Here is an 11204-nt window from a genome sequence, read left to right on the forward strand (position 1 = left end):
CTGTCGCCGGGCGCATTCGGGCAAGACTGACAAGAGATGCAATTCCTCCACCTGACCGATACCGCCGGCGCGCTGGTCACGCTGGCCATCGTGCTGACGATGTTCCTGCTTTTCCTGCGCGAGAGCTATCCGACCGAGGTCGTGGCCATTCTGGGGGTCTCGGCGATGCTGGTCACCGGCGTTCTGCCCTATGACGCGGCGCTGCCGGTGCTGGCCAACCCGGCCCCATGGACCATCGCGGCCATGTTCATCATCATGGGGGCGCTGGTCAGGACCGGCGCGTTGGATGCCTTTACCTCGATCGCGCAACGGCAGGCGCAGACCAACGCGCGCTTTGCCATCGGCATGTTGATGGCATTCGTGGTGATCGCCTCGGCCTTCGTGTCGAACACGCCGGTTGTGGTGGTGATGATCCCGGTCTTTGTGCAGATCGCGCGCACGCTGAACGTGGCGGCCTCGAAACTGCTGATCCCGCTCAGCTATGCGGCGATCCTGGGCGGTACGCTGACGCTGATCGGGACCTCAACCAACCTGCTGGTCGACGGGGTCGCGCGCGCCCAGGGCATGGCGGCGTTCAGCATTTTCGAGGTGACGCCATTGGGCATCGCCGTCGTCGCCTGGGGCATGATCTATCTGCGTTTCGTCGCTCCGCGCCTGCTGCCCGAACGTGACAGCATGGCGACCCTGCTCAGCGACCGGTCGAAGATGAAGTTCTTTACCGAGGCGGTGATCCCGCCCGACAGCAACCTGATCGGGCGCGAGGTGACCGGGGTGCAGCTGTTCAAGCGGCCCGGCGTGCGGCTCATTGACGTGATCAGGGGTGATCTGTCGTTGCGCCGCAACCTGAAAGGGGTCGAGTTGCAGGTGGGCGACCGGGTGGTGCTGCGCACCCAGATGACCGAACTTCTGAGCTTGCAACGCAACAAGGAGCTTAAGCGGGTCGATCAGGTTTCGGCGGTCGAGACATCAACGGTCGAGGTGCTGATCACCCCCGGCTGCCGCATGGTCGGCCGTTCACTGGGCGATCTGCGCTTGCGGCGGCGCTACGGGGTCTATGTGCTTGCCGTACACCGGCGCAACCAGAATATCGGCCGCCAATTGGATCAGCTGGTGGTGAAGGTGGGCGATACGCTGCTTTTGGAGGGGGCACCCGCCGATATTCAGCGGCTGGCCGCCGATATGGAGATGGTCGATGTCTCGCACCCGTCGGTGCGGGCCTATCGGCGCGGCCATGCGCCCATCGCCGTTGCGGCGCTGGTGGGGATCGTGGCGCTGGCCGGTTTCGGGGTGGCACCGATTCTCATGTTGTCGGTGCTGGCGGTGGCTCTGGTGCTGGGCAGTCGTTGCATCGACGCGGATGAGGCGTTCTCTTTTGTCGACGGGCGGCTTTTGGCGTTGATTTTTGCCATGCTGGCCATTGGTGCCGCCTTGGAAAGCTCGGGCGCGGTGCGGCTGATTGTCGAGGCGATTGCGCCTGGGTTGAGCAGCCTGCCGCCGTTTCTGGTGATCTGGGCGATCTATCTTTTGACCTCGGTGCTGACCGAACTGGTATCGAACAATGCGGTGGCGGTGGTGGTGACCCCGATCGCCATCGGCCTTGCCCAGGCGATGGGGATCGACCCGCGCCCGTTGGTGGTGGCGGTTATGATCGCGGCCTCGGCCTCGTTTGCGACGCCCATTGGCTATCAGACCAACATGCTGGTCTATGGGCCGGGAGGCTACCGGTTCACCGATTTCATGCGGGTGGGCATTCCGCTGACCCTGAGCATGGGGCTCTTGGTATCGGCGTTGATCCCGCTGATCTGGCCATTGTGAGGGCCGCGGTGGCGGACCGGGGCGCTGCCCCGGACCCCGAGGTATTTTCAAACAGAAGAAGCAGCGGGTTGACAGTGGCCTTTGTGGCCTGTTGCCTTGGTGGAAACGTAACTTTCTTCCAGAAAAGGGGGGCAGTCATGAGGATTTTACCGGGAATTGCGGCACTTTGTCTGGCCTGGGCCGCCGAGGCGGGCACCGTTTCGGGCAGCGCCGCGTATCGGGAGCGGATCGCGCTGCCGCCAGATGCGGTGTTGCAGGTGGAGCTGCGCGATATTTCGCGCCAGGACGTGGCGGCGCCGCTCTTGTCGGCGCGGCGCTATGCGATGACCCAGGTGCCGATGGATTTCAGCCTTGAGTATGACGATGCATTGATCGATCCGGCGAGGCGCTATGCGGTAACGGCGCGGATATTGCAGGATGAGAGGCTGATCTTTATCACCGATACGGTGGTGCCGGTCCTGACCGGTGAGGCTGGAAACACGGTTGATCTGCTGATGGTTCGGGTCTCTGATGCAGCCTCGGCGCTGGTAGGCCGTGACTGGGCATTGCGCGAGATCGAGGGCGTTGCGACCGAGGGGTCAGGCGCGCCATCGATCGCGTTTGAACACGGCGGGCGGTTCTCGGGCCGGGGCGGGTGCAACAGGTTCCAGGGTCAGGCAGAGATCGGGGCCACGAACATGCGCTTTCCCGACAATATCGGCATGACCATGATGGCCTGTTCCCAAGAGGCCGAGGCGCTGGACCAGCGCTATCTGGCGGCATTGGCCAAAGTCGTCGCCTATGCGGTCGAGGGTGATGCACTGACCTTGGCCGGTGTGGATGGGCGCGTCGTGTTGCGCTTTGTTGCCGCGCGGTGACCGTTTGGCCGTGGTCTGGTGCTGCGGGTCAGGTGGCGCCATAAGGGAGAGCGCATGACAAGGCAGGATATTCGAGTCGCGCTGACGATTGTCGCGCTGCTGCTTGGGCTTGGCTGGGCGATCGGGTACGGGGTCGGGTTGATGACACGCCCGGTCTCGGTTGTGCCTGACAATCCGCCGTCCGAGGCCCTCAAGTCCCCGGCGCGCAAGGCGCCGCGTGCCGAGAGCACGCAGGGGAATATCCGGTATCCCGGATACGAGGATGTCTATGTCAACGACTATTCCGACCTGCTGGACCCCGCCGCCGAGGAACGGGTGCGCGACAGGCTGATCGCGCTTTATGACCACAGCGGTATCGAGATGACGGTCCTGACCATGGAAAATATGGGCATGTACGGTCACAGCGGCGCCATCGAACCGTTTGCCACCGGCCTGTTCAACAGCTGGGGCATCGGTAACGCCGAGCGCAACGATGGAGTTCTGGTGCTGATCGCGCGCTTTGACCGCAAGATGCGAATCGAGATCGGCGCGGGTTATGACCGCTCCTGGGATAGCCGCATGCAACGGGTGATCGACGTGGGCTTTCTGCCCTATTTCCGCCGCGACGAGTATCAGCAAGGGATCGAAGCCGGAGTGGATGAGACCATTCGCGAGCTGACCGGCGCTTATCCCGGTGACTGGGACATGGGCACCGCGCAGCGCGGCTGGAGCTGGCTGGCCCGCGCGGTGGACCGGGTGGGAGAATGGGTATTGTCGCTGCTGTTGGTGCCGCTGGGCGGTGCCGCGCTGTGGGTCAGGCGCTATCTGCGCAACCGGACGCGTCCCTGTGCCCAATGCCGCACGCCGATGCTGCGGGCCGGTGAAGAGGCGGATGACGAACATCTCGACGGGGGGCAGCGGCTGGAGGAATACCTGAAATCGGTCGACTACGATGTTTGGCACTGCCCGGATTGCGGTCATATCGACATTCACCGCTACAAAAGCTGGTTTTCCGGCTATGGCGCCTGCCCGCAATGCAATTATCGCACCTTGTCCACCACCTCGACCGTGCTGAGTGCTGCGACCAAGACCCGCGCGGGGCGCAAACGGGTGGAATATGATTGTGCCCATTGCGGCCATCACGACAGCGAGATCCGCACCATTCCCAAGATCAGCGACAGCAACAGCGGCGGCTCGGGGCGGTCGTCCTTTGGCGGTGGCTCCTCATCGGGCGGGGGCGCCTCGGGCAGCTGGTAGGCGCTCTGGCCTCGCTCCGGCAGCTCTGCTAACAGGGGCACGAGTTTCAGCGTTGCAGAGGGCGGAGCCATGGGTATCACACGCATTCATACCGGCGAGCGGATGAGCAAGATCGTCAAGCATAACGGCGTCGCCTATCTGTGCGGCCAGGTCGGCAGCGGCGATAGCGTGGCCGAGCAGACCCGCGATTGTCTGGCGCGCGTCGACGCGCTGCTGGCCGAGGCCGGGTCGGACAACACCCGCATCCTTCAGGCCATCGTCTGGCTGGCCGACATGGCCGATTTCGCCGAGATGAACGCGGTCTGGGATGCCTGGGTTCCCGCGGGTCACGCGCCTGCGCGCGCCTGCGGCGAGGCGCGTCTGGCGCGCGATACGCTCAAGGTCGAGATCATCGTGACCGCCGCCTGCGACTGAGGCGCTCAGATCAGATAGCGCTGTTTGCGGGTCTGGCTGGGCCCTTCGCCGAACCGGGCGGCATATTGGGCCGAGAACCGGCCCAGATGGCTGAACCCGGCCGCCCCCGCGATCGAGGCGATGGTGACCTGCGGCGGGCTTTCACACAGCAGATAGCGGGCATAGTTCAGCCGCAGCACCCTCAGATAGGCCAGCGGCGTCATCTCGAGCAACTGGCTGAACCCCAGTTGCAGGTTGCGCGGAGAGGTGCCGGCGGCGGTGGCGATCTGGCTCAGGGTCAGCGGCTCGGCCAGGTGTGCCTGCATGAAATCGCGTGCCCGGCGCACATGCGGTGACAGCGGCCCGGTTTCGGGCCGCTCCAGCAGCGGCGCGATGGACGAGGGCTGCGCCCTCAGGAACCCCGCGATCAATTCGTCCTCGACCAGGGCGCGGCTGAGCGCCTGTTCTGGATCAAGCAGCGCGCCATGATCCACCGCCGACACCGCGCTCCGGAACAGCGCCAGCCAGCGCTGCATCTCGGGGCGGGCGCGGTCGATCTGCGGGTCGAACCGGACCGGCGATTGCAGGGCGGTCCCGGTCAGGGTCTCGGCCACGGCGGTCAGCCTGCTGCGGTCGATTTGCAGCAGCACCTGTTCGCAGCCACCCAGCCAGCGCATCCGTGTATGGCGGTCGGGATTGAGAACCGAGGCGATGGCGCTGCCGGTCTCGACCTCGGTCCTGCCGTTGCGGATCAGGGCCTGGCCCCGGATCGGCACCTGGATCAGGTAAAAGGACCCCAGCTCTCCGGGCTCGATCTCCACATCGGCGCCATAGCGGATGTAGTTGTAAAAGAGCCCGTTCCCGCCCGCCCGATGCTGGCAGGCGTCAAAGGCATCCTCGCGCGCCTGCCGCTCCAGCCGGTGACCGCAGAAATTGCGTGCGACCAGCGCCCGCGCCGCATCAAGGTCCGGCGTGCGGAACTGGCGAAACCGCGACAGGGGGGTGGTATCGGGTTTGTTCTGCATATCGTCAGCATGCCGCCCGATTTCTCGAAGACAAAGCACTTCCTGCCAACACGCTCAAAGATGCGGCGAAAGTTTCGCTTTTCGGATATTCGCGCCGAGCCGGCGTTCCTAGGCTTGTGGAATAACACCTAACAGGAGGAGCAACAAAATGCAGATGGAAGCGGGAATCACCGCCACTGATGCCGGTCTGGCGGGGCTGGCCTGGAACGTGGTCGGGCAGGTCTATACCCCGAAACTGCACAGCGACAACGTGTTCATGTGGCATGCCGAAGTGCCTGCCGACACCTTTGTGCCGCCGCATGTGCACCCGACCCAGGATGAATGGATCCTGGTGCTGAGTGGCAATCTCGAGGTGGATTTCGGGTTCGAGACCGGTAACGTGACCGCCAACAAGGCAGGCCCCGGCGACATGGTCCGGATGCCCAAGGGGGTGGCGCATGCGGTGTTCAACCGCTCAGGCGCGGGTGCGACCTGTGTCTTTGGCGTGGCTCCCTCGCGCAAGCTGTTCGATCTGTTCAAGGCGCTTGATGGCGTTACCGATCCGGCCGAACTGGTGCGCATCTCGGCCCTGCACGAGGTCGATTTCCTGCCGCCGCCCGACGCCCAGTAAGGCGAGGAACATATCATGGTAGAACGCAAGAACGTCGCCGTCATCGGCGGCGGGGTGTCCGGTCTTGCCGCGGCAAAGGCCTTTGACGAGCGCGGCCACCGGGTCACCGGGTTCGAACGCAGCCACGATTTCGGCGGCGTTTGGGAGCTGTCGCGCTCGTACCCCGATGTACAGACGCAAAGCCCCAAGGATCTGTATTGCTATACCGATCTGCCGATGCCCGACGACTATCCCGAATGGCCCAAGGGGCCGCAGGTGCATGCCTATCTGCATTCCTATGCCGACAAGCACAATCTGCCGCGGCTCTTTCAGCTAAACACCAACATCCTGTCGATGGACCGGCGCGCCGACGGGCAGCCGGGCTGGACGCTGACGATCGAGGCAGCAGGCCGGGTGCGCAAGGAGGATTTCGATTTCGTGGCCATCTGCACCGGTCAGTTTTCCGACAAGAACATCCTGACCCATCCCGGGCAGGAGGCCTTTGTCGCCGGCGGCGGCGAGGTGATCCACTCGTCGGAATATACCGACAGCGCAATGGCGCGCGGCAAACATGTGGTGGTGCTGGGCGGCTCGAAATCGGCCACCGACATCGTGGTGAACGCGGCGCGCAACGGCGCGAAATCGGTCACCATGGTCTATCGCGAGAATGTCTGGCGAGTGCCCTATTTCGTGGGCGGCATCAACTTCAAACGGCTGCTCTACATGCGGGCGCAGGAACAGCAGTTCAACCAATGGGGCAAATCCCCCCTGCAACGGGTGATTGCCGCGCTGCTGAAACCGCTGGTCTGGGCCAATTTCCGTGGACTGGAAGCCCTGCTCAAGGCGCAATTGGGCTTGAAGAAATGGAACATGGTGCCCGACACCCCGATCGAGAAAGAGGCCTCGTGCTCTCTGCCGATCGTGACGCCGGGCCTGTTCGAGAGCTTCAGGGACGGTACGGTCAAGCCGATCCAAGGCACCTATGACCACTACGAGGATGGCCATGTGGTGCTGACCACCGGAGACCGGGTGCCCTGTGACCTGTCGGTGCTGGCGGTGGGCTGGAAACTGGGCATTCCCTATCTGGCGCAGGAGTACCGCGACAAGCTGATCGAGGCGGATGGGCAGTACCGGGTGTACCGCCTGGCGGTGAACCCGGACCTGCCCGATATGGGCTTTGTCGGATTCAACTCTTCGTTTTGCACCATCCTGTCGGCCGAGATGATCGCCAACTGGCTGGTCCGCTTTGCCGACGGGCGACTGGCCCATCAGCCGAGTGAGCAGGAAATGAACTCCAATATCCAGATGATGCTGAACTGGAGGCGCAAGGAACGCCCTGCCGCGCAGGTCTATGGCGGGCTGTGCTCTGCGCCGTTCCACTTCAAGCATTTCGATGAATTGCTGGCCGATATGGGGGCAGGGGTGCGCAAGCGCGCCAACCCGTTGGCCGAGCAATTCTCTTATCCCGATGCGCGGGCCTATGGCCGCTTCCTGGCCTCGACACCGCAGTATCAAGCGGGCTGAACGCCTTTCGTGGGCGGTGAGAGGCCGCCCGCGAAAATCGTGTCTTACACTTTCCGAAACACGCATGTTAGCCTGCGGGAAACGAAACAGGAGACACGCAAGATGGTTTTGACGGTCAAGGACATGATGGCGGCGGCAAATGCGGCGGTGCCGCGTATCGACGGCGCCCGCGCCCAGCAACTGGTGGCCGAGGGCGCGCTGCTGCTCGACCTGCGCGACACGCCCGAGCTGGAACGCGCAGGCCGTGCCAGCGGAGCCCATCACATCCCGCGCGGCATGCTGGAATTCCGCGCCGATCCGGACACGCCGTTTCACGACCCGGAACTGCGCAAGGATCGGGTGATCGTGTTGCACTGCGCCTCGGGCGGGCGGGCGGCGCTGGCGGGTAAACTGCTCAAGGACATGGGTTATGACGAGGTCTATAATCTCGGCGGTCTTGCGGACTGGACCGGCGAGCGGATCGAACCGGTCGATCCCGGCATGTGATCCAGGTCAAAGCCCAACACATTCTGATAATTTAATATCATGGTCGGACGCGCAGCCATATCAGGAGGTCCGGCCATGATGCGCCTTGCTTCGATTCTTTACAGTCTGATCTCGACCGCGCTGGCGGGCACTGCGGTGATTGCGGTGCTTACGGCGGGCTTGGTTTCACTCAAGGCAATTCTGGCGGCGGCGGTTACAGGTTTTATCGTCGCGGCGCCAGTCAGTTGGATTTTGGCGCGGCGGCTCTACGACGAAGAAGCCTAGAGGCCTGCCGCTAGGCCGGGGGCCAGCCCCCGGACCCCCGGAGTATTTTCTGCGAAATGAAGAAGGCCCGGGCTTCGTTCTGGTCTGAAATACGCCCGCCGGAGGTATCCCGGACGCAAGGCAAGCGCAGGGGCAGAGGCTCAGGCATTCAGAAAGACACGAACTGCTGCTTCGAATTCGCGGGGTTTGTCGGCGTGTAACCAATGACCCGCGCCCGGTATCTTGGCAAAACGGGCGGCGGGGAACAGATCCCGGATCAGCGGGCGATGCTCGGCGCGCACATAATCCGATGTGCTGCCGGTCAGGAACAGCGCCGGGCCGTCCCAATGTGCTGATATCTCTGGGAAGGACATGATCGCGGGGATGTTCGCCGCCAATCCGTCGAGATTCAACCGCCACCGCTTGCCGGGCAGATCGAGCGACTGGGTAAAGAAGCTTTGCAACGCTTTCTCGACCCCTTGCGCCGCCAGCATTTCTTCGGCATCCGAGCGGCGCTCGACCCGGCTCAGGTCGACGCCGCGCATCGCCGTGATGAACGGCATCTGGCTGTGGGTGTAAGTCACCGGTGCGATATCCGCGACCACCAAGCGGCGCAGCAGGTGCCCGTGGGTGAGCGCCAGCACCATCGCCGCCTTGCCCCCCATCGAATGGCCCAGCAAGTCGGCGCGACCGCCATGGGCCTCGATCACCTCGGCCAGATCGGCGGCCAGCGCGGGATAATCGTGCGTATTGGCCCACGGGCTGTGACCGTGATTGCGCATGTCGACGGCGATCACCTGCCGTTCATCGGCAAGTCGTCGGGCAATCACCCCCCAGTTGCGGCCAGAGCCATAGAGCCCATGGGCGATGACAAGGGGCGGGGCGTCGGTCGGGGTGCCATGCAGGATCGTGGTCAGCATGCCGCCCTGATAACCTGACGCGACCGCCCCCGCCAGCCCCATTGAGCCTGCGCGGGCCGCGCGATATGGTGCCCGCCGGGGGTAGGACAGCCATGACCGAAAGCGACCGGATCGAAGACCAGATTGCCGTGACCATCGCGTTGCTGCGGACGCGACTTGGGGTGCATGGAAAATCGCTCCGCCTCGCGCTCAGACGGGCCAAGCACCGACTGCCGCGTCGTATCTATCGCCGTGCGATGGAACTGGCCCGGGTCGAGCCGATGATGGCGCATCCGCGATTGCGGATGACGTTGAACGCCCCTTCGTTGAGTGCCGCCGCACGCGAGGTGCAGGCGCATCTGCGCGGCATCGACCTCGCAGACCGTCGCAAGGGCTGGTGGCTGGGCATGCTGGGGGCGCTGGTCTTTAACCTGCTGGTTTTTGCCGCGTTGCTGCTGGCCTTTCTGGCCTGGCGTCGGCTGATCTGACGGAACAGCGCCGTGCGGAACGCGCGGCGCCCGGCCCAACGCATCTTTGCGCCGCATCTTCGATGCGGTCAAATGGGGCGGGAGCGCCCCTTGGCCGAAGCTTCCTCCAGCGCGTCGCGCATCACCAGCGTAACCTTGACGAAGCTGCCATAGAGCAACAGATACCGGGACCCCATCTTGGCCAGCCGCACCATCTCTCCGGCGATCTGCCCGGAATAAAGCCAGGTGCGCGTGGCGGTGCCCACATTCTCGGCCAGCCACAGGAAGAACGAGCTGAAGAAGGCCGCCAGCGGCAGTGGCATCCAGTAGCGATGATCGCCGATGCGGAACGTGATCCGCGTCCGGGCATAGAGCGCGACCGCCGCAGCGAACAGGATCAGCCGGAAATCGGTCAGGAAATGGTGGGCGAAGAAATTCACATAGATGGCCACCGCCAGCAGGACCGACAGCCAGAAAGGCGGGTAGGGCGCAAACCGCATGTCGAACAGCCGCATGGCGCGCGCCATGTAGGACCCCACAGAGGCATACATGAAGCCCGAGAACAGCGGCACCTCCCAAAGCTTGACCAAGCCTGGGCCGGGATAGGCCCAACTGCCGGCTTGAACCTTGAAGACCTCCATCACGGTCCCGGTCAGGTGAAACAGCAAGATGACCCGGACCTCGCGCCAGCTTTCCAGTCCCAATGCCAGAAACAGCACCTGCAAGCCCAACGCATAGATCAAGAGCGCGTCATAACGGGCGAGCGCCCAGTCCTGTTGCCAGATGCGGTCGCTGACGATCAGGCCGATCAGCAGCGACGCGCCGAACAGGGCGGCCCAGCCCTGTTTCAAAACGAACATGACAAATTCCGCCAGCACATGCGGCAGGCGTGCACGCATCCAGTCGCCAAGCCACCGTTCCAACTGGCGCGTCCGGTTATCTCTTTTCCTGCTCAAATGGTCTGCCCGAAAATGAAAGCTGCCACCGGGATGACCGGTGGCAGCTGCAATATCAATCCGAAACGTTTCATTCATCAAAGGTTTGGATAGATCGGGAATCTGGCGCAGAGGTCTGCGACCTGGGCTTTGACCTTGTCCTCGACGGCCCCGTTGGCGTCTTCGCCATTGGCGGCCAGGCCATCGACCACCTCGATGATCCAGTCGGCGATCTGGCGGAATTCAGCCTCGCCGAAGCCGCGCGTGGTGCCCGCCGGGCTGCCCAAGCGGATGCCGCTGGTCACCGTCGGCTTTTCCGGATCGAACGGCACTCCGTTCTTGTTGCAGGTGATATGCGCGCGCCCCAGCGCCTTTTCGGTGGCGTTGCCCTTGACCCCCTTTGGGCGCAGGTCGACCAGCACCACATGGGTGTCGGTGCCATGGGTCACCGTGTCCAGACCGCCCTTGATCAGCTGCTCGCTCAGCGCCTGAGCATTGGTGATAACCTGTTGAATATACGACTTGAATTCAGGCCGCAGCGCCTCGCCAAAGGCCACCGCCTTGGCAGCGATCACATGCATCAGCGGACCGCCCTGGATGCCGGGGAAGATCGCCGAATTCACTTTCTTAGCAATATCTTCATCATTGGTGAGGATCATACCGCCACGGGGTCCGCGCAGGGTCTTGTGCGTGGTCGTGGTGGCCACATGCGCGTGCGGGAACGGGCTGGGATGT

At 63.6% G+C, this 11204-nt stretch carries 13 protein-coding genes; 9 read left to right on the forward strand and 4 right to left on the reverse strand.

Annotation, left to right across the window (positions count from 1 at the left end):
• Positions 1 to 36: 36 nt before the first annotated feature.
• The 4 genes from AC2FL1_RS05205 to AC2FL1_RS05220 all read left to right on the forward strand — a co-directional run bounded on the left by AC2FL1_RS05205 (position 37) and on the right by AC2FL1_RS05220 (position 4322).
• Positions 37 to 1815: an SLC13 family permease gene (locus AC2FL1_RS05205; RefSeq protein ID WP_496876198.1), complete on the forward strand. Its 1779-nt coding sequence runs from the start codon at positions 37 to 39 to the stop codon at positions 1813 to 1815.
• Positions 1816 to 1952: 137 nt separating this feature from the next.
• Complete coding sequence (locus tag AC2FL1_RS05210; protein ID WP_496876199.1) at positions 1953 to 2672, forward strand: YbaY family lipoprotein; 720 nt, start codon at positions 1953 to 1955, stop codon at positions 2670 to 2672.
• Between the two features lie 54 nt (positions 2673 to 2726).
• Entirely contained in the window at positions 2727 to 3908 is a 1182-nt protein-coding gene (locus AC2FL1_RS05215) for a TPM domain-containing protein (protein ID WP_496876200.1), read from the forward strand.
• A gap of 69 nt (positions 3909 to 3977) precedes the next feature.
• On the forward strand, positions 3978 to 4322 hold the full coding sequence (locus AC2FL1_RS05220; RefSeq protein WP_234139736.1) for a RidA family protein: 345 nt from the start codon (positions 3978 to 3980) through the stop codon (positions 4320 to 4322).
• A 5-nt stretch (positions 4323 to 4327) separates the two neighbouring features.
• On the opposite strand, the gene AC2FL1_RS05225 is transcribed toward AC2FL1_RS05220, so the two are convergent.
• Positions 4328 to 5326, reverse strand: a complete 999-nt coding sequence (locus AC2FL1_RS05225) for an AraC-like ligand-binding domain-containing protein (protein WP_496876201.1) — start codon at positions 5324 to 5326, stop codon at positions 4328 to 4330.
• Positions 5327 to 5474: 148 nt separating this feature from the next.
• Here AC2FL1_RS05225 and AC2FL1_RS05230 point away from each other — a divergent pair, with 148 nt between their 5' ends.
• The 4 genes from AC2FL1_RS05230 to AC2FL1_RS05245 all read left to right on the forward strand — a co-directional run bounded on the left by AC2FL1_RS05230 (position 5475) and on the right by AC2FL1_RS05245 (position 8189).
• Positions 5475 to 5936 carry a cupin domain-containing protein gene (locus tag AC2FL1_RS05230; protein ID WP_496876202.1) on the forward strand — a complete coding sequence of 154 codons (462 nt, stop codon included), beginning with the start codon at positions 5475 to 5477 and terminating at the stop codon, positions 5934 to 5936.
• A gap of 15 nt (positions 5937 to 5951) precedes the next feature.
• A complete protein-coding gene (locus AC2FL1_RS05235) occupies positions 5952 to 7439 on the forward strand; it encodes a flavin-containing monooxygenase (protein ID WP_496876203.1) in 1488 nt (495 codons plus the stop codon).
• A 102-nt stretch (positions 7440 to 7541) separates the two neighbouring features.
• The gene (locus tag AC2FL1_RS05240) at positions 7542 to 7925 is read left to right on the forward strand and encodes a rhodanese-like domain-containing protein (RefSeq protein WP_234139740.1); all 384 of its coding nucleotides are present in this window, start codon (positions 7542 to 7544) and stop codon (positions 7923 to 7925) included.
• A 75-nt stretch (positions 7926 to 8000) separates the two neighbouring features.
• Positions 8001 to 8189 carry a hypothetical protein gene (locus AC2FL1_RS05245; RefSeq protein ID WP_496828119.1) on the forward strand — a complete coding sequence of 63 codons (189 nt, stop codon included), beginning with the start codon at positions 8001 to 8003 and terminating at the stop codon, positions 8187 to 8189.
• A gap of 140 nt (positions 8190 to 8329) precedes the next feature.
• Here the strand turns inward: AC2FL1_RS05245 and AC2FL1_RS05250 are convergent, their stop codons facing one another.
• Complete coding sequence (locus AC2FL1_RS05250; RefSeq protein ID WP_496876204.1) at positions 8330 to 9088, reverse strand: alpha/beta fold hydrolase; 759 nt, start codon at positions 9086 to 9088, stop codon at positions 8330 to 8332.
• A 92-nt stretch (positions 9089 to 9180) separates the two neighbouring features.
• On the opposite strand from AC2FL1_RS05250, the gene AC2FL1_RS05255 reads away from it, so the two are divergent.
• Positions 9181 to 9555, forward strand: a complete 375-nt coding sequence (locus tag AC2FL1_RS05255) for a hypothetical protein (RefSeq protein WP_496828115.1) — start codon at positions 9181 to 9183, stop codon at positions 9553 to 9555.
• A gap of 68 nt (positions 9556 to 9623) precedes the next feature.
• On the opposite strand, the gene AC2FL1_RS05260 is transcribed toward AC2FL1_RS05255, so the two are convergent.
• Complete coding sequence (locus AC2FL1_RS05260; RefSeq protein WP_496876206.1) at positions 9624 to 10433, reverse strand: DUF817 domain-containing protein; 810 nt, start codon at positions 10431 to 10433, stop codon at positions 9624 to 9626.
• A 134-nt stretch (positions 10434 to 10567) separates the two neighbouring features.
• A partial coding sequence (locus AC2FL1_RS05265) for a PLP-dependent aminotransferase family protein (protein WP_496876205.1) occupies positions 10568 to 11204 on the reverse strand: 637 nt, incomplete at its 5' end.

It is taken from the genome of Ruegeria sp. YKSF070 (assembly GCF_059612725.1).